This is a genomic window from Kitasatospora sp. GP82 (assembly GCF_029892105.1).
Classification (GTDB): Bacteria; Actinomycetota; Actinomycetes; order Streptomycetales; family Streptomycetaceae; genus Kitasatospora.
On record NZ_JARZAJ010000002.1, the window covers coordinates 85,016 to 110,034 of the forward strand.

Annotated in this window: 18 protein-coding genes and 1 pseudogene; 13 read left to right on the forward strand and 6 right to left on the reverse strand. The window is 71.3% G+C overall.

What is annotated here, in order from left to right; genetic code table 11:
• Positions 1 to 23 precede the first annotated feature (23 nt).
• Positions 24 to 239, forward strand: a complete 216-nt coding sequence (locus P3T39_RS02055) for a type II toxin-antitoxin system VapB family antitoxin (RefSeq protein ID WP_280695502.1) — start codon at positions 24 to 26, stop codon at positions 237 to 239.
• Positions 236 to 658: a PIN domain nuclease gene (locus P3T39_RS02060; RefSeq protein ID WP_280695503.1), complete on the forward strand. Its 423-nt coding sequence runs from the start codon at positions 236 to 238 to the stop codon at positions 656 to 658. The genes P3T39_RS02055 and P3T39_RS02060 overlap by 4 nt, the downstream gene beginning before the upstream one ends.
• A gap of 391 nt (positions 659 to 1,049) precedes the next feature.
• Here the strand turns inward: P3T39_RS02060 and P3T39_RS02065 are convergent, their stop codons facing one another.
• Positions 1,050 to 1,970: a CAP domain-containing protein gene (locus tag P3T39_RS02065; RefSeq protein ID WP_280695505.1), complete on the reverse strand. Its 921-nt coding sequence runs from the start codon at positions 1,968 to 1,970 to the stop codon at positions 1,050 to 1,052.
• Positions 1,971 to 2,157: 187 nt separating this feature from the next.
• Here P3T39_RS02065 and P3T39_RS02070 point away from each other — a divergent pair, with 187 nt between their 5' ends.
• The 3 genes from P3T39_RS02070 to P3T39_RS02080 all read left to right on the forward strand — a co-directional run bounded on the left by P3T39_RS02070 (position 2,158) and on the right by P3T39_RS02080 (position 5,799).
• Positions 2,158 to 3,777 carry a sigma-70 family RNA polymerase sigma factor gene (locus P3T39_RS02070; protein ID WP_280695506.1) on the forward strand — a complete coding sequence of 540 codons (1,620 nt, stop codon included), beginning with the start codon at positions 2,158 to 2,160 and terminating at the stop codon, positions 3,775 to 3,777.
• A gap of 271 nt (positions 3,778 to 4,048) precedes the next feature.
• The gene (locus P3T39_RS02075; protein WP_280695507.1) at positions 4,049 to 5,041 is read left to right on the forward strand and encodes an ATP-binding cassette domain-containing protein; all 993 of its coding nucleotides are present in this window, start codon (positions 4,049 to 4,051) and stop codon (positions 5,039 to 5,041) included.
• Positions 5,038 to 5,799: an ABC transporter permease gene (locus P3T39_RS02080; RefSeq protein WP_280695508.1), complete on the forward strand. Its 762-nt coding sequence runs from the start codon at positions 5,038 to 5,040 to the stop codon at positions 5,797 to 5,799. Before P3T39_RS02075 ends, P3T39_RS02080 begins: the two co-directional genes overlap by 4 nt.
• Here P3T39_RS02080 and P3T39_RS02085 read toward each other — a convergent pair.
• Positions 5,774 to 8,932 carry a BTAD domain-containing putative transcriptional regulator gene (locus tag P3T39_RS02085; protein WP_280695509.1) on the reverse strand — a complete coding sequence of 1,053 codons (3,159 nt, stop codon included), beginning with the start codon at positions 8,930 to 8,932 and terminating at the stop codon, positions 5,774 to 5,776. The two genes, P3T39_RS02080 and P3T39_RS02085, sit on opposite strands and share 26 nt — an antisense overlap.
• A gap of 219 nt (positions 8,933 to 9,151) precedes the next feature.
• A complete protein-coding gene (locus tag P3T39_RS02090) occupies positions 9,152 to 10,660 on the reverse strand; it encodes an alpha/beta hydrolase (RefSeq protein WP_280695510.1) in 1,509 nt (502 codons plus the stop codon).
• 112 nt (positions 10,661 to 10,772) lie between these two features.
• On the opposite strand from P3T39_RS02090, the pseudogene P3T39_RS02095 reads away from it, so the two are divergent.
• The 4 genes and pseudogenes from P3T39_RS02095 to P3T39_RS02110 all read left to right on the forward strand — a co-directional run.
• Positions 10,773 to 10,985, forward strand: a pseudogene (locus tag P3T39_RS02095) (MerR family transcriptional regulator); the annotation flags it as partial.
• 238 nt (positions 10,986 to 11,223) lie between these two features.
• Positions 11,224 to 11,904, forward strand: coding sequence for a hypothetical protein (locus tag P3T39_RS02100; RefSeq protein ID WP_280695511.1), 681 nt, complete (start codon positions 11,224 to 11,226; stop codon positions 11,902 to 11,904).
• Between the two features lie 115 nt (positions 11,905 to 12,019).
• Positions 12,020 to 15,271: a cytochrome P450 gene (locus P3T39_RS02105; RefSeq protein WP_280695512.1), complete on the forward strand. Its 3,252-nt coding sequence runs from the start codon at positions 12,020 to 12,022 to the stop codon at positions 15,269 to 15,271.
• 200 nt (positions 15,272 to 15,471) lie between these two features.
• Positions 15,472 to 16,587 (forward strand): hypothetical protein, encoded by a 1,116-nt coding sequence (locus P3T39_RS02110; protein ID WP_280695513.1) that lies wholly within the window; start codon positions 15,472 to 15,474, stop codon positions 16,585 to 16,587.
• A gap of 31 nt (positions 16,588 to 16,618) precedes the next feature.
• Here P3T39_RS02110 and P3T39_RS02115 read toward each other — a convergent pair whose 3' ends face one another.
• Positions 16,619 to 17,206, reverse strand: coding sequence for a hypothetical protein (locus P3T39_RS02115; protein ID WP_280695514.1), 588 nt, complete (start codon positions 17,204 to 17,206; stop codon positions 16,619 to 16,621).
• Positions 17,207 to 17,215: 9 nt separating this feature from the next.
• Positions 17,216 to 18,094 carry a hypothetical protein gene (locus tag P3T39_RS02120; RefSeq protein ID WP_280695515.1) on the reverse strand — a complete coding sequence of 293 codons (879 nt, stop codon included), beginning with the start codon at positions 18,092 to 18,094 and terminating at the stop codon, positions 17,216 to 17,218.
• 212 nt (positions 18,095 to 18,306) lie between these two features.
• Here P3T39_RS02120 and P3T39_RS02125 point away from each other — a divergent pair, with 212 nt between their 5' ends.
• The 4 genes from P3T39_RS02125 to P3T39_RS02140 all read left to right on the forward strand — a co-directional run bounded on the left by P3T39_RS02125 (position 18,307) and on the right by P3T39_RS02140 (position 22,903).
• Positions 18,307 to 19,599, forward strand: a complete 1,293-nt coding sequence (locus P3T39_RS02125; protein ID WP_280695516.1) for an MFS transporter — start codon at positions 18,307 to 18,309, stop codon at positions 19,597 to 19,599.
• 75 nt (positions 19,600 to 19,674) lie between these two features.
• On the forward strand, positions 19,675 to 20,703 hold the full coding sequence (locus P3T39_RS02130; RefSeq protein WP_280695517.1) for a permease: 1,029 nt from the start codon (positions 19,675 to 19,677) through the stop codon (positions 20,701 to 20,703).
• A complete protein-coding gene (locus P3T39_RS02135; RefSeq protein WP_280695519.1) occupies positions 20,688 to 21,506 on the forward strand; it encodes a TIGR03943 family protein in 819 nt (272 codons plus the stop codon). Before P3T39_RS02130 ends, P3T39_RS02135 begins: the two co-directional genes overlap by 16 nt.
• Before the next feature lie 140 nt (positions 21,507 to 21,646).
• The gene (locus P3T39_RS02140) at positions 21,647 to 22,903 is read left to right on the forward strand and encodes a hypothetical protein (protein ID WP_280695520.1); all 1,257 of its coding nucleotides are present in this window, start codon (positions 21,647 to 21,649) and stop codon (positions 22,901 to 22,903) included.
• 16 nt (positions 22,904 to 22,919) lie between these two features.
• Here P3T39_RS02140 and P3T39_RS02145 read toward each other — a convergent pair whose 3' ends face one another.
• Positions 22,920 to 25,001 (reverse strand): transglycosylase domain-containing protein, encoded by a 2,082-nt coding sequence (locus tag P3T39_RS02145; protein ID WP_280695521.1) that lies wholly within the window; start codon positions 24,999 to 25,001, stop codon positions 22,920 to 22,922.
• Between the last annotated feature and the right edge of the window lie 18 nt (positions 25,002 to 25,019).

The following is a 25,019-nucleotide window of genomic DNA, read 5'->3' on the forward strand; positions in this document are numbered from 1 at the left end:
GTTGATACCAGGAGGTGTATCGCATGAGCCGGACCGTGATCGATCTGGATGACGAGCTCCTCGCCGACGTGGCTCAGGCTCTCGGCACCAGCACCAAGAAGGAGACGGTCAACACCGCTCTTCGCGAGGTACTGGAGAACAGACGGCGAGCGCTCGCCCTCACACGACTGCGCGCCGCAGCCGATGCCGGGGCATTCGACCTTGAGATCTTCGAGGACAAGAGGAACTACCGTCGGTGAACGCGGCGCAATTCCTGATCGACACCAGCGCGCTCGCGCGTTTCATGCGCGGCGACGCCGAGCAGTACGGCTGGGACCAGGCCGCAGCGGCCGGCCTGATCGCAACCTGCCCCATCACCGAACTTGAGTTCTTCTACAGCGCACGGACAGCCGCCGACCGCGCTCAGGGGATCGAGGACATGCGCTTGCTGTTCAGCTGGGTACCGGTCGATGACCGCGCCTACGACCGTGCCTGGCAGGTCCAGGACATGCTGACCAGACGAGGCCAGCATCGCAGCGCCGGAGCTGTAGACCTGATCGTCGCCGCCACAGCCGAACTGCAGGGCCTGACCCTCCTGCACCGAGACCGCGACTTCGAGTGCATCGCGAACGTCACGGGACAGGCCCTCCAGTGGTACGGGCCACAGGCCGGCAAGTGAATCAGGCTCCGTCCAGTCCATGGCCGGGAGAAGGAAGAGGGCTCTGGTTCGAAGAGGGCTCTGGTTCTGTGATGACGTGCCCGTGAAACGGCAGAACACGGCGCACCGTGGTTGCGGTTCTGGTTGCATTCATCCACGTTCGGCATCGTCCGCCACTCGGCAGCCAGGCCGCTCCGCCGCACCCATGAGGCTCCCCGGGGCGGTTTTTCGGGGCTTCCCGGCAGCCGCTCGACATGGTTGCCGCGTGCGGGGGGTCCAGTTGGAGCGCCCGGAGGCCGCGAGGGATGAGCGGGCGAGGACGATCGGGAGCAGGCCGGCGCACGGTCCTTGATCGGCCACAGGCACGCCCGGGCCTGCGGCCGCTGTTGGCTGCCGCAGGCCCGGGAGCCGATCATGCGGGTGTGGCGAAGACCTGCGTCCACCACGGGCCATTCGCACCGGAGTTGACGCCTACGCCGATGACCTTGAAGTTGCAGTTGAGGATGTTCTCGCGGTGCGGCGGGCTGTGCATCCACTCGTCCACCACGTGGGCCGGGTCCGGCTGACCGTAGGCGATGTTCTCGCCCCAGGAGCCGGCGTCGTAGCCCGCGGCACGCAGCCGGTAGTCGGCGTGGTGGCCCTCCGGGTCGGGGTGGGAGAAGTAGTGACGGGCAACCATGTCGTCCGAGTGCACCTGGGCTGCGGTCTGCGCCTGGGCATTGACGGTGAGCGGGCCGCAGCCGGCCTTGGCCCGCTCGATGTTGGTGAGGTCGGCGACCTGCTGCGCGAACTGCGCGGTGCTCCCGGTGGCCGGCGGCGCGTTGGTGACGGGCGCGTCGCCGCCCGCCACCGCGCTGTCTGCGGCCGTGGCGGCCGGCTTGGCGGCCGGGGCCTTGGACGCGGTCTTGCGAGCGGAGGACGACGCGACGGCCGACGCCGAACTGCGCTGCGGGGCCGAGGCCGAGGGCGACGGGGTGGCGGACGCGGACGCGGATGCAGACGCGGACGCGGACGCGACGGGGAAGGCGGACGCCACCGCGCTCGGCGCCAGCGGTACGTCACCGGCCACCGCGACCTGGGCCACGTCCTTGCCACCACCGGAGTGGGCGGAGGACAGCACGGCGTATCCGGTGACGCCGGCCACGACGAGCGCGGCGGCCACCGCGCTCGCGAAGACACCGCGGCGCCCGGCTCCGCGATGCCGGGGACGTCGACGGTGCGTCCCACCGTCCGGTGCCGACGCGGGCACGTGTGCCTCGGTCGCCGGGCCGTGCCACGGTCCGTCCCCCCGGTGCTGCGACCTGGCGAACTGGGGCGTGGGGTCGTCGTTCATACTGGTCTGCTTCCTGAGCGGGTTCGAGTCGGTGTCCGTTCCGACGCCCTGGGAGAACCTGCGGACCGAAGCGGGATAACGGAAAGAGTCCGACGGAAAACCCAGCCGGGATTCCTGTTATCCGCCCAGCCGCGACCGGTCTCCGACGCATGGGGGTCCGTGCGATCGGGACGAGTGAGGAGAGCGGATGCGGGTCGAAGACGGTGTGGACACCGAGGTGGTCGCGGCCGCGCGCGCCGGTGACGAGCAGGCCCGGGACCGGCTGATAGCCGGACATCTGCCGTTGGTCTACAACGTCGTCGGCCGCGCGATGAACGGGCATCCGGACGTGGACGACGTCGTGCAGGAGACCATGATCCGCGTGGTGAACGGGCTCGGGGGCCTGCGGGACCTGTCCTCGTTCCGCTCCTGGCTGGTGGCGGTCGCGATGAACGAGGTGCGCCGCTGCTGGTCCGCCCGGCGGACCGGGTCCGTCTCCGCCTTGGACGGGATGGAGAAACTCGCCGACCCCGCCGGGGACTTCGTCGGGCTGACGGTGCTGCGCCTCGGCCTGTCCGGGCAACGCCGCGAGATCGCCGAGGCGACCCGCTGGCTGGACGAGCACGACCGGGACCTGCTGTCCCTCTGGTGGCAGGAGGCGGCGGGCCGGCTCACCCGAGCGGAGCTGGCGACGGCGATGGAACTGTCCCCGCAGCACGCGGCCGTGCGGGTCCAGCGTATGAAGGAGCAACTCGAGCTCAGCCGCACAGTGATACGGGCGCTCGCCGCCACTCCGCGCTGCCCGGGGCTGGACGAAGTCGTCGCCGCCTGGGACGGGCGGCCGAGCGCGCTGTGGCGTAAGCGGATCGCGCGGCACACCCGTTCCTGTCCCGAGTGCTCGGGCCTCGGCCGGGACCTCGTGCCGGCCGAGGGGCTGCTCGCCGGCCTCGTTCTGGTGGTCCCGCTGCACGGCTTCGCCGCCCACGGCTCGCTCGCCGGCTGGCCTGCGGCACCCACCACCCACGCGGCTTCCGGCTCCGGCGGCACTCCTGCCGCTACGCCTCACCCGCTGGCCCCGGCCGCGCAGTTCCCCGCACACGGGTCGCCGGGCCCCTACCAGCCCTCCCCCGGCAGGTCCCACTCCGGCGGAGCGGATCGGGCGGGCGACTCCCATGCGAACGGCACGTGGCGCGGCACGAGCCGGCGGCTGCGGCATGGCGCGCAACTGGCCGGCACGCTCGCCGTCGCCGTCGCCGTACTCGGCGTCGTCCGCGCGCTCCCGGATCAGGCCGGCACGCCGCGGACCGCCGCACCTGTCTCCGTCCCGTCGACCGAGACGGCCACGGCCCTCGCCACACCGCTGCCGGTACAGGCCACGACCACCTCCGCCGGACCGACGCCCAGCTCGACTCCCTCCAGCACACCGACCGCCACCGCCCCGGCGCGGAGCCTCGAACAGCAACTCATCGACCTGATCAACGCCGAGCGAGCCAAGAACGGGTGTCGAGCGCTGCACGTCGACCCGAACCTGCACACCGCCGCCCAGCAGCACTCGCAGGACATGGCCACTCAGCACTACTTCGACCACGTCGACCAGCAGGGCCGCCATGCAGACGGCCGGATCACCGCGGCCGGGTACCAGTGGAGCCGGTGGGGCGAGAACCTCGACCGGAACACCAAGGCACCCGCTGCCGTACTGAACGACTGGTTGGACGGCGCGATCCACCAACAGAACATCCTCGACTGCCAGTTCACCGACGCCGGGGTCGGCATCGCCCCCGCGACCGGCGGTCGGCTGTGGACCCTCGACCTCGCCGCGCCCCGCTGACCGCGCCCGAGTCCGCAGGCGCCCTCGGAAAGCGTGTTGGGGGCAACCCCTCACGAGTTCGAATCCCGCATCCTCCGCCTCTGCCCGCCGGGCAGCTCGAAGGCCCCGACCGCCCGGCGGTTTCCAGCGGTCGGGGCCTTCGCCGTTCCGTGGTTGCAGCGTGGAACGCGATCGACAGCACGGCCGGCCCCGTCCCCTGGTGAAACCGGGCCGAGGCCGCTGAAACCGAGCTGAGGCCGCGCTGAAACCCGCGCGCCGCAACCTCTGTTCCATGAACACGACGACATCCCGAACCGCGATCGAGGTCTCCGGTCTCCGCAAGACCTACGGCAAGCAGGTCGTCCTCGACGGCATCGGCTTCGAGGTCCAGGAAGGGACGGTCTTCTCGCTGCTGGGCCCGAACGGCGCCGGCAAGACCACCACCGTGCAGATCCTCACGACGCTGCACGCTCCTGACGGCGGCGCCGCGAGCATCATGGGCCACGACACCGTCCGCGAGGCCGATGCGGTCCGCCGGACGATCGGCGTCACCGGCCAGTTCTCGGCCGTCGACACCCTCCTCACCGGCGAGGAGAACCTCCAGCTGATGGCCGACCTGCACCACTTCGACCGGAAGAAGGGCCGCCGCCGCGTCGCGGAGCTGCTGGAGCAGTTCGACCTCGTCGACGCCCGCAAGAAGCCCCCGGCGCAGTACTCCGGCGGTATGAAGCGCCGGCTGGACCTGGCGATGACCCTGGTCGCCAAGCCGCGCGTGATCTTCCTGGACGAGCCGACCACCGGCCTGGACCCACGCAGCCGCCGAAGCATGTGGCAGGCGATCCGCGAGCTCGTCGACGGGGGTGTCACCGTCTTCCTGACGACCCAGTACCTGGAGGAGGCCGACCAGCTCGCCGATCGCATCGCCGTGCTGAACGGCGGAAGCATCGTCGCGCACGGTACGTCCGCCGAGCTCAAGCAGCTCATCCCCGGCAGCCACGTCCGGCTGCACTTCGCCGACGCGAACGAGCTCGCCCTGGCCGCCTCGGCCTTCCGAGGCTCCAGCCGCGACGACGCGGGCCTGACCCTGAGCGTTCCCAGCGACGGGAGCATCGGGTCCCTGCGAACGGTGCTGGACCGGGTCGAGGACTCCTCGATCGACGCCCAGCAGCTCACCGTCCACACCCCCGACCTCGACGACGTCTTCTTCGCCCTGACCGGCGAGGCTCCCGCGGCGACCGGGACGACCGGCATGACCGACACGACCGAGAAGGCGGCGACCCGATGAGCACCGCGAGCCACACCCTCCGCGACACCCGCACGATGTTCCGCCGGGACACCAGGCTGTCCCTGCGCAACCCGATGATGACGATCAGCGGCATCATCAGCCCGATCGTCATGTTCCTCCTGCTGAACTACGTCTTCGGCGGCGCCGTCGCCACCGGCGGCAGGTACGTCGACTACCTGGTCCCCGGCATCCTCGTGATGGCCGTCGGCTCGGGCGCGGCGACCACCGCCGTGAACCTGTCGGCCGATGTCCACGAGGGCATCGTCGCCCGGTTCCGCACCATGGCGATCGCCCGCTCGGCGATCCTCGGCGGGACGGTGGCCGGCTCGGTGATCAGGACCCTGATCAGCCTCACGCTGATCACCGGCGCGGCCCTCGCCGTGGGCTTCCGCCCGCACGGCAACGCGCTGGCCTGGTGCGGCGCTGCGGGCCTGCTGGCCCTGGCCGCCTTCGCCCTGACCTGGATCGCGGTCGGCATCGGCATCATCGCCAAGACCGCCGCCGGTGCGAACAGCCTGACACTGCCCTTCCAGTTCCTGCTCCCGTTCCTGTCCAGCGCGTTCGTCAGCCCGGCGACGATGCCGAGCGGCCTGCGCTGGTTCGCCGACAACAACCCCTACACCCACATCATCGACACGCTGCGCGGCCTGCTCCTGGGCGGCCCGATCGGCAGCCACGCGGCCTGGGCCGTCGGCTGGTCGCTCGCGATCGCGCTCCTCGGCTTCGCGTGGGCTAGGTCCGCGTTCGAGAAGGCCTGACCGACAGGAGCGCCAGGGCCGCCTCCCTGAGCGAGTCACGACTCAGACCGGCATACTCCGAGACGGCATCGGAGTAGGCCGGTCCGTCGGCGTTCTCGGCGTCCTGACGGGCCGTCTGCGGCCGCATCGTCGGCTGGAAGCCGCACACGAACCGGAACCGCTCGGCCAAGGCGATCATTCTGGCGCCGGAGCGCCTGGTCGCCTCGGACTGGATGTCGGCCATGCCGAGCGCGAGAAGCATCGCTCCGCAGACCGGGATGGCACCCGGCGACGACGGCGACGCAGCCTCCGGCGAGGACAGCAGCGCGTCGAGGAACCGTGGCAGATCCCTGACGATGTCCTGCACCGCGTCGATCCGACCGTGCCGGGCGTGCGCGGCGACCGCGACGGAGAGGATCTCCGACGCCCCGGGATCGGGGATCGGATCGAGCCGGAAGAACCGGCTCTCGTCGTTTCCCAGGCGCCCGGCGCACCGGCGCCACAGGGCCAGTCCTTCCTCGATCCGGCCACGGGCCAGCTGGATCTCGGCCCGGACGCCGAGACTGAACGTCTGCACGCCCCGCGACTCGTCCTGCCGGCCCTGGGCCGCCAGCTCCAGCCAGCGCTCGGCCTCGTCGACGTCGCCGACCTGGAGGTTGCCCATGACCATGCCCCACCGGATGCCGACGGTGTCGGACCAGTGGCCCAGCTGCTCGGTCGCGTCCATCGCGGTGTGCATGTGGTGCAGGGCTTCGGCGCCCCTCCCGGCTTCCAGATACAGCTCGCCCAGACGGGAGTGGACGACGATGCCGAGCCAGGGCGTGCCGAGGGCGTCGACGGCACCGCGCATCCGCTTCGCCGCCTCCAGCGCCTGCTCGGACTCACCCTGGCCGGCCAGCAGATAGCTGGTGATGCCGTTGGCGATCCCGGCCAGCAACGGCTGGTCGCTTTCGCAGAGCTCGAAGAGCCTGACCGCGACGTCGGCGCGCGGTTCGATGACGGTCCGGAAGACGTGCGCCATCGCCCGGGCCAGGGAGTCCGGCGGGGCCGGCGGCAGACGGCGGAGCGTGGCGAGGTGGCGAAGGGCGTTCTGCGGGTTGGTGAAGAACGAGTGGATGGCGCAGAAGGTCGCGGCGGCCCGGGCCACGTCGACGGACCCCGGCTCCGGCCGGTAGTGGGACAGGAACCAGGACGTCTCCTCGGCCACCGCGGCGACGCGGCCGAGATTGGACTCGACGGTCCAGGTCGAGCAGAGGACCGCCGTCGCGGCGGCGACCGCCGCGCCGTCGTCACGGGCGAGGCCGTGGCGCAGGGCCGACAGGAGGTTGTCCTGCTCGGGTTGGATGACGTCCAGGGCCCCCCGCAGATCCGCCCCGAACACCTCCTCGTGGTGCCGGAGCCCGAAGTCCCCGGCCCAGCACAGGAGTCCACCGACGGCGGCCTCCGTCTCCCCGGCCTCCTCCCGCAGGGCGCTGCTGAACTCCCGCACGGTCTCCAGCATGCGGAACCTGGCACCTGACGGCTGATCGGCGACCTTGAGGAGCGACTGGTCCACGAGGTGTTCCAGGGTGTCCAGGACGTCGTCACCGCACAGGTACTGGGCCGCGTCGGCGGTGAAGCCGCCCGGAAAGACGGACAGCGCACGCATCGCGGCCTGGTCGCCGGGGGTGAGGAGGTTCCAGCTCCAGTCGACCACGGCCTGCAGAGTCCTGTGACGCTCCGGGGCGTCGCGGGCCCCGCCGCGCAGGAGGGAGAACCGGTTCTCCAGGCGCCGGGCGATGTCGGCGACCGACATGACGCGGATTCGCGCGGCCGCCAGTTCGACGGCCAGCGGGAGCCCGTCGAGGCGGCGACAGAGCTCCTCGACGACGTCGCGCGCAAGGACGGCGTCCGGTCTCGCGGCTCGCGCGCGCTGCTCGAAGAGCTTGACGGTCGTCGGCAGCGACAGCTCCGGGAGCTGGAAGACCGACTCGGAGAGAAGGCCCAGCGGGGTGCGGGTCGTGGTCAGGATGCCGAGATCCCTGGTCCGGGAGACCAGGGCCCGCACGAGCTCGGCGGCGCCGCGCGTGACGTGCTCGCAGTTGTCGAGGATCAGCAGCGCCGTCCCCGACCCCAGCACCTCGGCGATCCTCCCGACGTCGTCGACGGGACCGGGTATCCCCATCGGTCCCGCGCCCTGGGCGCCGATCGCGGAGGCGACCTCGGCGGCCACCTCGTCGTCCGCCGCGACCCTGGCGAGCTCGACGAAGTGGACGATGCGGTGTTCGGTCCGCCGCGCGACGACGTGGGCGAGCCGTGTCTTCCCGAGCCCGCCGGGGCCCACGATGGACGCCACCCGCGACGTCCTCAGCAACTCGACGACGGCGGCGACTTCCTCGTCCCTGCCGAGGAGGGGATTGGGCTCGTGGACGACGCCGTGCCGGACCGGCGGAGCCTCGTTCTGCAGGAGCTGCCGGTAAACCGCCTGGAGCGCGACGCCGGGTTCGGTTCCGAGCTCGTCACGGAGCTCGCGACGGTAGCCGTCGTAGGTGGTCAGGGCTTTCGACGGACCCTGAGTCGCAGCCTCGGCGTGCAGCAACTCGACCAGGATCTCCTCGTCGCGGGGGCTCTCCCGCAGCAGCGCGCCCAGTGTCTCGTACGCCTCGGCGTACCGGCCGAGCCCGGCCAGTGCGAGCCCCCGAGCCTTCGCGAGGCGCCGGTACGTCGCGGCCCTCTGACGCCTGAGTGTCGCCAGCGGGTCGTCCGACTCCGCGTCGTCCACCGGTCTGCCGTCCCACAGGGCGATCCCCGCCTCGGCGCGATCGAGCGCGGCGCGGTGATCACCGGCGCGGGCCGCCCTGGCGGTCTCGGCGACAGCGACGAGCACGGCAGCGGCGTCGACCTGTCCCTCGCCGACCCCGAGCCGATAGCCGCTGGGCGTGCTGACGATGACCTCGGCCCCGAGCTGCGCCCGCGCCCGCGAGACCAGAACCTGCACCGCCTTCGTCGGATTCTCCGGCATCCTGTCCGGCCACAGTCCCTCGACGAGCAGCGCCGTGCTGCACCCGGTCCGCAGATCGTCGGCGAGCAGCGCGAGCAGCCCGCGGATGCGCGGACTGGTGACCTCCCGGCCACGGAAGGACACGCGGGACAGAAGCATCAGGTCGGTGGCCACCGGGCGATCTTAAGACCGACCGGCAGTAGGGAGCGCGGGTCAAGGAGCGGCGCTCCCTACTGCCGGTCGGTCCAAGTGCCGGACCATCGGGCGAGCGGTGCCCGTGACCCATGAGCGAGTTCGTCGATCCCGAGAACCCGGACGGGATCGTCAACGAGCGCCTGCCTATGGTGGTCCGGGCCTTCGTCGTTCACCGCCTCACCGCGATCCGGTGATGCCTCAGCTGTTCAGGTGCCCGAGTACGGATCGCACCGCGCGCTCCACGGCGTCGCGTGCCTGCTCGGTGTGGTCGATCGTGTCGAACCCGTGGTGGCCGAGCGGCACGTCGACCACCTCGATATTGGCCTTGCAGTCATTGGCAGCGGTCATGAACTCCTCGACCGTCGCTGCGATCTCCGCCTGCTCCAGCCCCACCCGGGTCAGCACGACCGGGAGTTGACCCGCCGAGCCCACCGTGGCCGCGGGGCGGAACCGGGAGTCCACAAGCCCCCACCAGCTCGGCAGCGGCGCGAGTATGGGATAGCTCGCCGCCAGGCACCGCAGCCACGGCGGGGGCGCCGAGAGCCAGTCCGCCGACAGCAGCCCGCCCCCGGAGAAGAACCACAGCGCGACGCGTTCCCCGTCGACACGCGGATCGGCCCGTACGAGCTCGACCGCTGCGGCGACGTCCTCGGCAGCGCGCGGGTAGTCGGCGAGGCCGTGCAGCCGGTGATCCAGCGTCGCACCGACCGCTCCCAGGCTCGCCGCGTACCGGCCGTAGCCGACGTAGGAGGGCCAGTCCCGCGGCGTGGGCTGCAGGTCGGCGGGAATCGGGCCGCCATGGACGAACACGATCGCCGGACGAGGGTGGTCGGCGTCCGGCAGATGGAGATCGACCCGTCCCACCCGTTCGCGAGGCCGCTCCGAGACATCCATGAGGAAGGGCTGGAGGTGTGCCTGCTGCCTGCCCTCCGAAGCCGCCACCCGGTGCCCTTCCCCTGCGGCGGCCCGCAGCAGCACCTCGGCCAGCTCGTCGGGGGCGGAGAGCATCGGCCAGTGCCCGGTGTCGAGATCGAAGAAGCTCACCCGGGGGTCGGCGAGCGCCTGGAACTGCGGCAGCCCCGATTTCACCAGCGTCTCGACCACGGTGATGCTCGACCCGTTGGCGGTGCAGAAGACGCCGGTGATCGGCAGCCCGGAGGCCGCACCCGACAGTCGGAGCGGCCGGGTGAGCGTGCCCGACGGCTGTGGTGCGGCCAGGCGGTCCAGCCGTGCCAGCGCGTCCGCGGGGATGCCCGCGATGCTGCCCCAGCGCTGCCACTCGCCGAGCGGCGGCGGGATCCGCCAGTCGCCCTCCGCCTGATCGGCCCGGTGCCGCAGCCGGTCGCGGACCACCTGGTCGGGCACCAGTGCCAGAGCCGAGTCACCGTCCCGGGGCATACCCGCATCCAGGTAGACGATCCGCGCGATCCGCTCCGGACGCCGGTCGGCGGCGCCCAGCACCGGATGGATACCGTAGCCGTGGCCGACGACCACCACCTCCGGCGCGTCGACCTGGTCGATCAGCCGCACCAGATCCCCGATGTGCGTCTCCAAGTCCGTGTCCGGCCCCGCCAGATGGCGACGCTCCCCCATGCCCGTGAGCGTCACCGGACACACCTCGGCCCCCGACTCCCGCAGCCGGACCGCCACTTCCTCCCACACCCAGCCCCCGGTAAAGCTCTCCGACACCAACACGAACACCGTCATAGCCGCCTCCTCGCACACCTCGGTCCGCGCGGCCGGCCTCACAGGCCGCCCGCGCACACCAGTACGGTAGGAACTCCCCCTGAGGGAGGTTCAAGCCTTGTCCCCTGACGGCATGTGGAGCATCGGAGAGCTCGCCGAACACGCGGGCGTCACCGTCAAGACCGTCCGCTTCTACTCCGACCGCGGCCTGCTGCCCGAAACCACCCGCAGCACCGGAGGCCACCGCCGCTACGGTCCCGAAGCCCTCGACCGACTCCACCTGATCCGCTCCCTGCGCACCCTCGACCTGCCCGTCTCGGAGGTGGGCCGGGTCCTCGACCACGAGGACCGGCGCGCGCCGGCTGCCGAATCCGACCCCCGCGAAGCCGGAGACCTATCCGACCGAGTAACTCATGGAACCACCTCTCGTCGCCGTCCACCCTGAGGCCTGACGTGGGATCAGGGTCAAAACAGGCTTGCGCGGCCGGGGTGCGGATCCCGCCTCTCTCACCCGCCTGGGCGGTCCGGCTGGCGGTGGGGGCCGGGCGGGGGCTTGGCTGGTGTCGCGTGGGAAGGAGCAGGCGATGCGGACGAGCCCCGGGACGACGGAGAGGGCGCTGCGCACGCCGCGGGCCGCAGCGGTGGCGGGGATCGTGTTCTCGGTGCTGCTGGGGATCGTGATCGTCCTGGTCCGCAACGCGCTGCCCGAGCATCCCGGCGACGCGGCCGAGTGGTTCACGAACCCCTCGCGGCGGACCACCCTGCAGGTGGCCTTGAACCTCCTCCCGTTCTCGGGGATCTCCTTCCTCTGGTTCATGGCCGTCGTCCGGAGCCACATCGGTGCGGGGGAGGACAAGTTCTTCGCCACCGTCTTCCTCGGCAGCGGCCTGCTGTTCGTCGCGACTGCCCTGGGTCTCGCGGCGACGGCGGGCGGCCTGCTGGCCCTGGCCGACGTACCCGGCACGCTCGCGGTGGGCCCACCGGACCAGGTGTGGCAGTTCGGGCGTTCCACGTACGTCCTGCTGACGACGTACGCGATGCGGATGGCGGCGGTCTTCACCCTCTCGACCTCGACGATCGCGCTGCGTCTTGGCATCGTCCCGCGCTGGCTCGCCGTCCTGGGCTATCTGGCAGCCGTGGTCCTGCTGGCCGTGGTCGGCAGCGTCGCCTGGTGCGAACTGGCCTTCCCCGTCTGGACGCTGGTGATCAGCAGCTACATTCTCGTCGCCACGCTCCGTGCCGAACCCGCGCGCGCCGGCTCTTGAACCGCCCCGGCCCTCGGTTCACCGGCCCCCCCGCTCGCGCCTGCCGCCGTGCGGCCCGTGCGGAGCGGGCGCATGCTCGGGAGAGAGGCCCGAGGCCCGCCCTGGAGGACTTGTCATGACGACAGTGACAGGCCCGGAGCCGATCCCAGGCCCGCAGGGGCTTCCGGTTCTGGGCAATATCCGCGAGATCTCGCACGGCAACCCCATCGAGAACATGATGGGGCTGGCGCGGGAGTACGGGCCGATCTACCGGCTGCGAACACCCTCCGGTGACCGTCTGATCGTCTCCGGAGTCGATCTGGTCGACGAGGTGTGCGACGAGACGCGGTTCGACAAGCTCGTCGGTGGCGGGCTGGCGAACCTGCGTGGTTCGGGCGTCAGTACGGGGTTGTTCAGTGCCGACACCGACGACCCTCTGTGGCACCGTGCGCACAACATCCTGATGCCGCCCTTCGGTACGCAGGCGATGCGCGACTACCTGCCGATGATGCTGGACCTGGCCGGGCAGCTGATGGACAAGTGGGCCCGGCTCAACCCCGACGACGACGTCGACGTCCCTGCGGACATGACCCGCCTGACCCTGGACACCATCGCGCTGTGCGGGTTCGGCTACCGCTTCAACTCCTTCTACCGCGAGACGCCGCACCCCTTCGTCGACGCCATGGTGCGGACCCTGCTCGAGGCGCAGAAACGAGCCCGTATCCCCGACTTCGCCGCCCGCCTGCGCAAGGGCGCGCAGCGCAGGTTCGAGCAGGACACCGCGTACATGAACGCGACCGTGGACCGGATCATCCAGGAGCGCCGCGCCGCCGGGGACACCGGGACGCGGGATCTGCTCGACTGCATGCTGACGGGCGTGGACCAGCAGTCCGGTGAGCGGCTGCCGGACGAGAACATCCGGGCGCAGTGCATCACCTTCCTCATCGCCGGTCACGAGACCACCAGCGGTCTGCTGTCCTTCGCCGTCGACTTCCTGCTCAAGCATCCCGAGGTCGTCGAGCGGGCACGGGCCGAGGTCGACGACGTCCTCGGCACGGACCCGGGAGTCCCGCCCGGCTACGAGCAGGTGCACCGGCTGACCTATGTCACCCAGATCCTGGAGGAGAGCCTGCGGCTGTGGCCGACCGCTCCCGCGTTCAACCGCACGCCGTACCAGGACACCGTCATCGGCGGCCGCTACCGGGTCGCCCACGGGGTGCCGCTGACGGTCCTGATTCCCGCGCTCCACCGGGACCGGCAGGTCTGGGGCGCCGACGCCGAGGAGTTCAACCCCGAGCACTTCAGCCCGCAGCGCCGGGCCGGGATCCCGCCCAACGCCTTCAAGCCGTTCGGCACCGGGCAACGGGCCTGCATCGGGCGGCAGTTCGCGATGCAGGAGGCACAGCTGGTACTCGGCATGCTGCTCCAGCGGTTCGAACTGATCGACCATCTCGGCTACCGGCTGAAGGTCAAGCAGACCCTGACGATCAAACCCGACGGCCTGCGGATCCGGGTCGGGCCGCGCGCCGGCCGCACGCTCACCGCGCCGTCCGCGACCGCCGCCCCCGATGCGCGCGGCGGCACCCCCGAGCCGTCCCCGGCCACGGCCCCGGCGCCCGTGGTGGAGGGCCACGGCACGCCGCTGGCGGTGCTGTTCGGCTCGAACCTCGGCACCGCCGAGGGCATCGCCACCCAGATCGCCAGGGAGGGGACGGAACGCGGCTTCGCCGTCACCCTCGCACCCCTGGACGAACACATCGGTGAACTCCCCCGGCAGGGAGCGGTCGTGGCGGTCTGCTCGTCCTACAACGGCGCACCGCCCGACAACGCCGCCGGCTTCTGCGCGTGGCTGCGCGACTCCGCCACCTCACCGGAGAGTTGCGACGGCGTGCGGTACTCGGTGTTCGGCTGCGGGCACAGCGACTGGGCGGCGACCTACCAGGCCGTGCCCAAGCTGATCGACGCCGAACTGGGCGCGCACGGCGCGGCCCGGGTCCACCCGCGGGGTGAGGGCGACGCCAGAGGGGACTTCGACGGCCAGTACCGCACCTGGCACGCGGGACTGTGGCCCGCGATGGCCGAGGCCCTGGCACTGCCGGCGGAGGTGGGCATGCAGGCCAGGACCGGGCCCCGGCTCGCGATCTCCATGGTCAACAAGCGGGAGACGAACCCCGTGGTCGTCTCCTACCGCGCCTGTCCGGCCTTCGTCCGGGTCAACCGCGAGCTGCAGCACCACGACGGCCGACCGCCGGACCGCTCCACCCGGCATCTGGAGATCGCCCTGCCCGCCGGGACGACCTACCAGGCCGGGGACCACCTCGGTGTACTGCCGCGCAACAGTGCCGAGCTGATCTGGCGGGTGCTGCTGCACTTCGCCTTGGACCCCGGCACGTACATCACCATCACGCCCGGGCCCGGCGTGCCCACGCATCTGCCCACCGGCGAGGCCGTACCGCTGATCGGCGTACTGGCAAGCTGCGTCGAGCTCCAGGACGTGGCCACCCGCTCCGATCTCGAAACCATGGCCGCCCACGCCGGGGACCCCGCGCAGCGCGAGGAACTGCTCGCGCTGGCCGACGACGACGCCGAGGGGCGCGCCCGGTACCAGGACCGGGTCTTCGGGCCGCGCAGGTCCGTCCTGGACCTCCTCGACGAATTCCCCTCCTGCGCCCTGCCGTTGGCCGAGTACCTGGATCTGCTCCCGCCGCTGCGTCCCAGGTACTACTCGATCTCCTCCTCGCCGCTGGTGTCCCCGGAGGTCTGCAGCATCACGGCCGGGGTGGTGGACGCCCCCGCCAGGTCCGGGCAGGGACGGTTCCACGGCGTCTGCTCCACACACCTGAACGAAAGCGGCCCCGACAGTACGGTGTTCGCGTTCGTCCGCAAGCCCACCATCCCGTTCAGGCCGACCGAGAACCCCCACCAGCCGATGATCATGGTCGGCTGCGGCACCGGCCTGGCCCCGTTCCGGGGCTTCCTGCAGGAGCGGGCCGCACAGCAGCAGCAGGGCGTCCCCGTCGCCCGGTCACTGCTCTTCTTCGGCTGCCGCAATCCCGAGCAGGACTTCCTCTACGAGGAGGAACTGCGCGGCTTCGAGGCCGCCGGGATCGTACGCCTGCGCCCCGCCTTCTCCCGGCAACCCGGCCACCCCAAGAGCTACGTCCAGCATGTGATCGCCCAACACGAGGACGAGGTCTGGCAGTTGCTGCAGGACAACGCGGTGATCTTCGTCTGCGGGGACGCCACCTCGATGGCCCCGGACGTGCGCCGTGCCTTCACCGAGGTCTTCAGCCACCGGACCGGCACCGCGACGGCGGACGCCGAGGCATGGCTGTCCGGCCTGCGAGCGGCCGACCGCTACCTGGAGGACATCTGGGGCGGCGGCTGAGACTGTGTGGGAGATGTGCAGATCCCTGTTACATGCTGAGGACATCACGCACACGGAATGGCGATCTCGGCCCGACAGGATTCTCACATCGCACAGAGCAGCAACCAGCCGAACGGGTGCACCAAGGCCCCGAAGGACGGCGGACGCGGCTCACGCGAAAGCGATCCACCGCACCGTCAACGTTCCTGGGGGAACCACTCATGTCTGCTCGCACCCGTCTGCGCAGTGCCGCCACGATCGCCCTCACCACCGTCATCGCCACCAGCGCCGTGGCGCTGCTGTCCGCCTGCGACCCGACCCCCACCTCGAAGGCCGGCGCCGGCGTACCGGTCAACTCCGCACCGGCCACCACTGGTTCGACCCCTTCCGCGCCGGCCGCCACCACTCCCGCCCCGGGCGGCTCCGCCTCCGAGAGCGCCTCGCCGTCGGCGGCCGGCACCCCCACCAAGGCCGCGCCCTCGGCCACCTCGCCCCACGAGCCGACCGCCCCGGGCACGCCCTCGGACCTGAACGGGACGGAGAGCAACGGACTGACGATCAGCAACGGCACCCGGTACGTCCTGATGAACGGCGCCTCGGTCGACTTCGGCACCATCGTCCGGGACCTCACCTGGTCCCCCGACGGCGCCAAGGCCGCGTTCATCGACGGCTCGGGCAACCTCGTCGCCTCGAACCCCGACGGCAGCGGCCGGGTCGTCGTCGCCCGGAACCCCGGCGGGCAGACCTGGTCCCACCCGACCTGGCAGGTGGCGCCCGCCTACGGCAGCAACATCCCGGCCAAGAACAACCTCATCTTCGCCGCGGACAAGGACGGTGTCTCCCGTCTGGAGCGGGTGCCCGCCACCGTCGTCGGAGGCACGCCGACCACGCTGGGCCTTGAGCCCCCCTTCGACCAGGAGGACAAGCCGCTGCCGCAGACCGGCAACGTCTGGCCCAACGCCAATGGCGGCCACGGCACCGCCCTCTACGCGAACACCGGCAACGGTGAGGTCTACATCCGCGACGACTACCTGCGTCAGCAGGGCGGCGTCATGACCGAGGGCTCCGAGCCCGCACTCTCGACCGACGGGGAGGACGTCGTCTTCGTCCGCTCGGTCCACGGCCACGACCACCTGTTCGAGATGCGCCTGGGCGACAGGACCGCCAAGGACCTCACCCCGAACGCCACCACCGACTACACCGAGCCGGCCTTCTCCAAGGACGGCAGGACCATCGCCGCCCGGACGCCCAAGGGCATCGTCACCGTCCCGGCCAACGGCTCGGCCGCGCCGAAGCTGATCTCCACCCACACCGGCCTGCCCAGCTTCCGCCGCTGACGCTCCCGGCACAAGGACCGACCTGGCCCGGTCAGTTCCCGGCCAGGCGGTCCAACTCGGCTCGCAGTTGCGCCAGATGCTCGTCCGCGTCGTCGTGCGGCAGGAACTCGACCACGTCGAGGAACCGGAACAGGACGCGGCTCTCGGTGACCGCGTACTCGTAGTCGCCGAACCCCACGACCGCACCCGTCGCACCACGCACGGCGCCGCGGACGACATGCCCGGTCAGCTCGTCCGGCTGGTCCGCCGACAACCCGCGCCGCGCGTTGGGCCGGGCCAGATAGGGGCACACCATCGAGGCGTAGAGCATGCACGCCCGGTGCCCAGGGCCCTCCAGGGTCGGCGCGAGGTTGCGGTAGGGACGCCCTGCGGCCAGCGCCTCACCGATCGCGGCGCTCTCCGCGGCGCCAACCACCCGCCACACCGTGCCCCGGGGCATCACGGTGTTGCAGACCGAGCAGAGCCGCATCCGCGCGCACTCGGCACTGCGGCCGTAGTCGGTGAGGGCGAACTGCGGTGCGTCGCCCTCCCACGGTGTGATGGCCGGAACGGGATAGCCGCGAGTGTCGCGGGGCCGGCCATGGACGGCCGGCGGCATCGGGACGGTGTCAAAGCGCACGGACCATGCCTACCAGGATCCGTCCGCACAGCGCACCACCGGGGGCGCTGCGGCGCGGAGTCGGCGCAGCGTCCAGCCCCGGCCCTCGGGGTCGAGGGGGCGGGTGGCCGCCGTGAACAGCTCGGCGGCGCGGCGGTAGGAGAGCCGGCCGCGGCCACTGTGCGGGCACAGGTCGGCGGCGGGAGTGCCGGCGGTGGCGCGGCGGTCGGTGAGGAGCAGCGGGCCGCCGGTGCGGCCGACGAGAAGGAGGGGCAGCAGGCGGGCGCTGCCGGATCCCCAGTGCAGCGGTGGCCGGCCCGCCTGCGGGTTCGCCTGCCGGTCGGGGCGGGGGCGGGTGCGGCGGCGAGAGAGGTCGAGGTCGTCGATGTCGAGGGCGAGGACCTGCTCGATGGCGGCGCCGGTTTCGTGCAACAGATGCCAGGTGGCCTGTTCGCGCAGCGGAACACGCAGTGCGAACAGGGCGCGCAGGTCTGCGGGGTACAGCGGCGACGTCCCGCTGCCGGGGAGCGCACACGGGCGCAGCCGTGCCACCGGATCGCCGTGGATCCAGCTCTGGGCGCGCCACCAGAGGACCGCACCGCGCAGGATGGAGAGCTCCCGGTTGACGGTTCGCGGATCGGCGTCGGCGGCTCGCTGCGCGAGCCCCAGCCGGAGCCGCTCGGCGGCCTGCGGGCCGTCGAGGAGCGCCAGCGGGAGGACCGGCGGCAGCGCGCGGCGCCGGTCGCGTCCGACCGGGACCGGCCGGTCCACCAGCGCCCAGGCCCAGGTGGCCAGCGCGATGCGGTAGATCCTGCGGGAACCCTCACCGAGGTCGGCGGCGGCGAGATAGCGCTCCACCGCGACCGCGTACTCCACCGGCTGCGCCGCCCCCCGTGCCGTTTCCGCCATGCCGTACTCCGCTCGGTCTTTTCCGCAGTAAACAGCTTCCGGAAGTACATCATGGAAGCCGCGGGAAGCGGAGCTTCATCACTGTTCAGAAGCGTTTCCGAGAGTCTTTTACTGCGACAGATACCCGATTTCCAGAATTGCCTCGCCCAGACTCAACTCTTTCCCCGAAAAGCCTTGTGGGGCGGTCCGTGCGAGAGGCAGACTTGCCGCCCATGGCAATGGATGTGCAGAGCAACGAAGCGAATGCGCCCGGCCTGAAAGGCCGTCTGTCCGTGTTGGCGGAACCCGACTTCCGCCGGTTCTTCATCGGCTACGCCACCTCACTGCTCGGGTCCTCCATGGCACCCGTCGCGGTGGCGTTCGCCGTACTCGGCAGCGGAGGCGGCGGCACCGAGCTCGGCTGGGTGATGGCGGCCAGAATCCTGCCGATCGTGCTCGTGCTGCTCGCCGGTGGCGTCGTCGCCGACCGACTGGGCAGCAGGCGCGTGATGCTGACGGCGGATCTGCTCCGCTGCCTCACCCAGACGGTGTTCGCCGCCGTCCTCATGGCGGGGCACCCCCCGCTCTGGGCCATGGTGGCGCTGGTCGGCGTCTGGGGCATCGGCGAGGGGTTCTTCCTTCCCGCCCTGGGCGCGCTCGTACCGGAACTCGTACGCAACCGACGCGGCCTGGCCGACGCCAACACGCTGCTGGGGCTGGCCAGATCGGTGAGCACGGTCGCGGGCCCGGCTGCCGCCGGGATCATCACGGCCGCCCGGGGGCCCGCCGCGGTGCTGTTCGTGGACGCGGCCACCTACGCGATCGGCGCCGTGGCCCTGTTCCGGCTCTCCGTCCCGCTCACCGCCCCGGCGCGTGCGGCCGAGGATCGCCCGAGGTCCATGCCGGCCGATCTCAGGGAGGGCTGGTCCCAGTTCCGCTCACGGACCTGGCTCTGGGCCACCACGGTCCACATGGGGCTGTTCAATCTGCTGGTCTGGGCGCCCTTTCTCGTCCTCGGCCCGCTCACCGCGCAGCAGCGGCTCGGCGGCGCCCGGGCCTGGGGGCTGGTCATGGCCGTCTACGGCACCGGAGCCGTCCTGGGCGGGCTGGCCGTGCTCGGCCGCCGACCACGCCGGCCCCTCCTGGTGGCCGTGATCGCCTCCCTCGGCTGGGCACTGCCCTCCGCCTCCCTCGCCGCCGGCCTGCCGCTGCTCTGGACGGCGTTCGCCGCACTGCTCGCGGGCGTCGGCGGCGCCGTCGTCGACACCCTCTACACCACCACGACCCAGCAGAACGTACCGTCCGAGGTCCTGGCCAGGGTCAGTTCCTTCGGCGCCCTGGGCGCGTTCGTCCTCGGCCCGGTCGGCCTGGCAGCGGCCGGTCCGGTCGCCGCCCGCACCGGCACCTCCTCGGTCCTGGCCTTCGGCGCCCTGTGGCAACTGGCGGCGGCCGCCGCCGTCCTGACCGTCCCGGCCGTACGGAGGATGAGCACCCGCGCCGCCGGCCGGCGGCCGGTGCCCCGCTGATCACGGTATGGAAAGCCCCTCTACACTCGGCGGGTGGTTACCGGGGCAAGGCAACCTGCCGATACGGCAGACGAGATGACCATCGCACCTGAGCACCCGTCCGAAGGCAGGACATCCGCCGGGAGCGGGACGCCCGCCCGGGCCGGCGCCCGGCGGCGGATCGGCTCGCTGGAAGTGGTGGTCGTCGGTCTGGCGGGGCTGCTGGTCGCGCAGCGGCTGTCGGGCGGCTGGACGGGACCGCCGTGGTTGCAGGCGTGGACCACGGTGTTCGTGGCGATCTGCGTGCAGGCGCTGCCGTTCCTGCTGTTCGGCACGCTGCTCTCGGCCGCGATCGCGGCCTTCGTCCCGGCCTCGTTCCTCCAGCGGGCGCTGCCGCGCAACCCGGTGCTCGCGGTACCGGTCGCGGGTGTGGCGGGGGTGGTGCTGCCGGGCTGCGAGTGCGCGTCGGTACCGGTGGCGGACCGGCTGATCGCGCGCGGGGTGGCTCCGGCGGCGGCGCTGGCCTTTCTGCTCTCCTCGCCCGCGATCAACCCGGTGGTGCTGGCCGCGACCGCGGTCGCCTTCCGGGGGCATCCGGAGATGGTGCTGGCCCGGTTCCTCGCCTCGCTGGCGACCGCCGTGGCCATGGGGCTGCTCTGGGCGCGTTTCGGTCGGCCCGAGTGGCTCCGGCCCCGGGCCCGGCGCGAACCGCCACCGGGGACCGGCCGTCTCGCGGTGTTCCGTTCGACGCTGGAGCACGATCTGCTGCACGCGGGCGGGTTCCTGGTGATCGGCGGGATCACGGCGGCCACCCTCAATGTGCTGGTCCCCCGGGACGTCCTGAAGGGCGCAGCGGGCGTGCCCGGGGTGTCCGTCCTGGTGCTGGCACTGCTCGCGGTGGTGCTGGCGGTCTGTTCGGAGGCGGACGCCTTCGTGGCGGCGAGCCTGAGCGTCTTCCCTCCCTCGGCGCGGCTGGCCTTCATGGTGGTCGGGCCCATGGTCGACACCAAACTGATCGCCCTGCAGGCGGGCACCTTCGGGCGGGCGTTCGCATGGCGCTTCTCCTCGGCCACCTTCCTGGTCGCGGTGGTGTCCTCGACGCTGCTGGGATGGTGGCTGCTGTGAGGCGCGAGGTACAGGCGATTCTGCTGGTGCTGCTGGGGACGGCGCTGCTGCGGATCTCGCTCTTCAGCGATGCCTATCTCCGCTACGTCCGGGCGGGGCTGCGGCCGTACCTGGTCGCGACCGGGGTGGCGCTGGTGCTGCTCGGCGTGGTCAGCGCGGTCGCCGCTGTACGCGCCATGAGCGGTGCGGCGGCGGCGACCGGCGATCCGGACGGCCACGCGGACGGCCCGGGCCACGGACAGCCCGGCGACCACAGCGACCACGACCACCACGGGCACCATGACCACCACGGGCACCACGGCGGGCCCCGGATCGCCTGGCTGCTGACGCTGCCGGTGCTGGCCATCGTCCTGATCACGCCCCCGGCGCTGGGCACGTACACCGCGCAGCGGTCGGAGAGCACCGCGACCAAGCCCGCCTCCGCCGACGCCGCGTTCCCGCCGCTGCCGACCGGGGACCCGCTGGTCATGGCGCTGGGCTCGTTCGACGCCCGCGCGGTCTGGGACACCTCCGCGGCGCTGCGCGGCCGCCGGGTCAAGCTCACCGGCTTCGCCACGCCGAAGAAGGGTGGCGGCTGGTACCTCACCAGGCTGACCATCAGCTGCTGTGCCGCCGATGCCCTGGCCTCCAAGGTGGAGATCCGCGGCCCGTACGCGAGCACCGAAGCGCCGCCGCAGGGCTCCTGGGTGGAGGTGGTCGGCACCTGGCAACCGGACGGGCAGACGGCCCAGCCCGATACGATTCCGGCGCTGACGGCCACGCAGCTCACCCGCATCCCCGAGCCCCGGAACCCGTACGAGTGACCGCATACGATCAACGGTGACAGCGTGAGCGGGCCGATCTGTTCCAGGATTGCGACAGAAAGCTCAAAGAGTTCTCATCATTGCGCAGTAATACTGGCCACCGAAACATCATCTGACTGTTGTTCTGAGAATCGGGGGCCATGACGGTGCGGACTGCTCGCGGCGCGGTCGTCCTACTCGCGGCAGGGGTCGTCGCGGCCCTCGCCCTGGCACCGGGAGGCCACGACTCCAAGGACAGACCGACCGCCGCCGACGGTGCCACTCCCGGCCAGAGCCAGAGCCCCGGCCAGAGTGCCGACCCCAGCCCGAGCCCCTCGGCCAGCTGGGACGGCAAGGTGAAGGTGATCGGCGACGGCTCCACCTCCGACACCGGTCCACAGCCCAAGCAGCCCAAGGCCGAGAAGCTGAAGCCCGGGGAGAAGCCACCGCAGTTCGTGGTGTTCTCCTGGGACGGTGCGCTGGAGAACGACGACCACCTGTTCTCGCGCTTCCGCAAGCTGGGCGAGGAGAACAACGCCCAGATGACGTTCTTCCTGAGCGGCATCTACACCCTGCCCAACTCCAAGCGCGCGCTCTACCACCCGCCGCAGCACGACGTCGGCACCGCCGCCATCGACTTCCCCACCGACGCCCACATCAAGGACACCCTGGAGCAGGTACGCCAGGCCTGGCTGGACGGGGACGAGATAGGCACCCACTTCAACGGCCACTTCTGCGGCACCAAGGGCGGCGGCGACTGGAGCACCCAGGAGTGGCAGAGCGAGCTCGACCAGGCCGTCTCCTTCGTGACCAACTGGAAGACCAACACCGGTTTCAAGGACGTCCCGCCGCTGCCCTTCGACTACCGCAAGGAGCTGGTGGGCGGCCGCGCGCCCTGCCTGGAGGGTCAGAACACCCTGCTCCCCGCCGAGAAGGCGTCCGGCTGGCGGTACGACGCCAGCAACCCGGGCGATTTCCAGGTCTGGCCGTCGAAGAAGAACGGCATCTGGAACTTCCCCCTGCAACTGCTGCCCTACCCCGGAAAGCCCGTCCAGGTCCTGTCGATGGACTTCAACTTCCTTGCCAACCAGTCGGGTGACAACACCAAGGGCGACCCGAAGAAGTACGACGCCTGGGAGAAGGAGACCCGCAACGGGTACCTCAACGGCTTCGAACGGGTCTACAACGGCAGCCGGGCACCGCTGTTCATCGGAAACCACTTCGAGACCTGGAACGGCGGCATCTACATGCAGGCCATCGAGGACGTGATGAAGAGCGTCTGCAAGCGGGACGGCGTCCGCTGCGTCTCCTTCCGCCAGCTCTCCGACTGGCTGGACGCCCAGGACCCCAAGGTGCTCGACAAGCTGCGCCAGCTCGACCCCGGGCAGCCTGCCGACTGGTCACGTCTCGTCAAGTAGCCCTTCCGCCCGCACCTCAGCGGCCCTTTCCGACGGACTTCGTATAGGCGGTCCAGATCCCGGTCGGGAGCGCGGAGTCCGGGGTGGCCGAGTCCGCCCCGCCGACTCCCTCCAGCGGAAGCAGCTTCAGGTCCTTCGGATCCATCCGGAAGACCGCGACGGCCGTGGACGACTGACCGTCGTAGCCGACGAACCAGCCGGCCGTACGGTCCGGGGTGGTACCGGTCTTCCCGGCCACCTCGGACCCGGCCGCGCCCGCCGCGCGAGCGCTCCCGTTACGGACCGCGCCCTTGAGCGCGTCGTCCACCTGGCCGGCGACCTTGGGACTGAGCACCTGGACGGAGGACGGCAGGCTCAGGGCGATCGGATCGCCGTTCCGGGTGATCCTGAGCACCGAGTACGGGTCCGTGTGGTGGCCGCCGGCGCCGAAAGCGGCGTAGGCGTCGGCGGTCCGCACCGCACTGGGCGTGGAGTTGCCGAGCGCGAAGGCCGGTACCAACTCGCCCATACTGTCCGGCAGCAGGCCCAGATCACCGGCCGTCTTCCGGACCCGGTCCAGGCCGACATCCATCCCGAGCTGCATCATCGGCCCGTTGACGGACTGCTCGACGGAGGTCCGCAGACTGACCGGACCCCAGTCCTTCTTCCCGTCGTTGGCCGACTTCACGATCTTCCCGTCCCGCCCCCAGTACGGTCCCTCCGGCGTCATCACGTTGGCGCCGTCGTTGCCGTTGTAGGTGGTGGTCGGGAGCACCTGGGTCCGGCCGCCGTCACGCTGGCGCTGGACTCCCTGGTCGAGCCCGGCGGCGTACACGAACGGCATGAAGGCCGAACCGACCGGTACGTTCGATGTGTTGGCGTTGTTGAAGCCCTGCTTCAGATAGTCGGGCCCGCCGTAGACCGCGAGGATCCGCCCGTCGGGTGCGACCGAGGCGGCTCCCACCCTGACGTGCTGATCCACCGGACGGTGCTCGGGGTCGAGGTTCTTGGTGGCGTCCTGCACGGCCGCGGTCAGCGCCGCGACCTTCGGCTTCTCGAAGGTGGTGTAGATCTGGTGGCCGCCCAGGTCGAACTGGGCGGCGGTGATGTTGGTGTGGCTCTCCACATAGGTCCTGGCCATGTCGACCAGATACCCGACCTGTCCGCCCAGCCCGGCCGCCTTCGGCGGAGCCTTCGGCTCGGGGAACACCGTGTACTTGGCGCGCTCCGCGGCCGAGAGCTTGCCGTTCTTCACCATCCGGTTCAGGATCCAGGACCACCGCTCCACAGCCCGCTGACGGTTCTCCGCACTGAGCGCCGGATCGAACTGCCCGGCCCCCTTCAGCAGGGCGGCCAGGAAGGCCCCCTCGCTCGGGTTGAGCGCGGACACGTCCTTGCCGTAGTACGCCTCGGAGGCCCGCTCGATGCCGTAGCTGCCCCGCCCGAACCAGCTGGTGTTCAGATAGCCGTCGAGGATGTCCTGCTTGCTCATCTGCCGGTCCAGCTTCACCGCGATGACGATCTCGCTGAGCTTGCGGGAGACGTCCTGCTGCTGGTTGAGGTAGATGTTCTTGACGTACTGCTGGGTGATCGTCGAACCGCCCTGGGTGTCACCACCCGTGCTCATGTTGTACACCGCGCGCGCGATTCCCGAGACGGACACCCCGGGGTCGGAGTAGAAGGTCGCGTTCTCGGCGGAGAGCACCGCCCACTGCACCGCGTCCGGCACCCGGTCCAGCGGCACCTCCTGCCGGTTGGTCTCCCCGATGCGCGCCATCTCCGTGCCGTCGGCCCAGTAGTAGACGTTGTTCTGCTGGGTGGCGAAGGCATTGAGATCGTCGGGGACGTCCGTGGTCAGGTAGAACCAGCCCACGAATCCGGTCAGCGCGGCGACACCGGTGAGCAGCACCACGACCAGCTGCCGCCACGAGGGCAGCCAGCGGCGCACACCGCGCCGGCCACGGCGCGGGTAGTCCGGCCGCAGCCGGCGCCGCCTCCGCCGGCGCGGCTCGGCGAGCGCGTCCGGCGCAGCCGCCGGCCCGGCAGGCCCGTCGGCCGCAGCGGCCGACGCCCCGCCGGGTATCTCCTCCTCGGCCCCGCCACCTGGGTGAGCACGCACAGTCCGGTCTCCGATTCG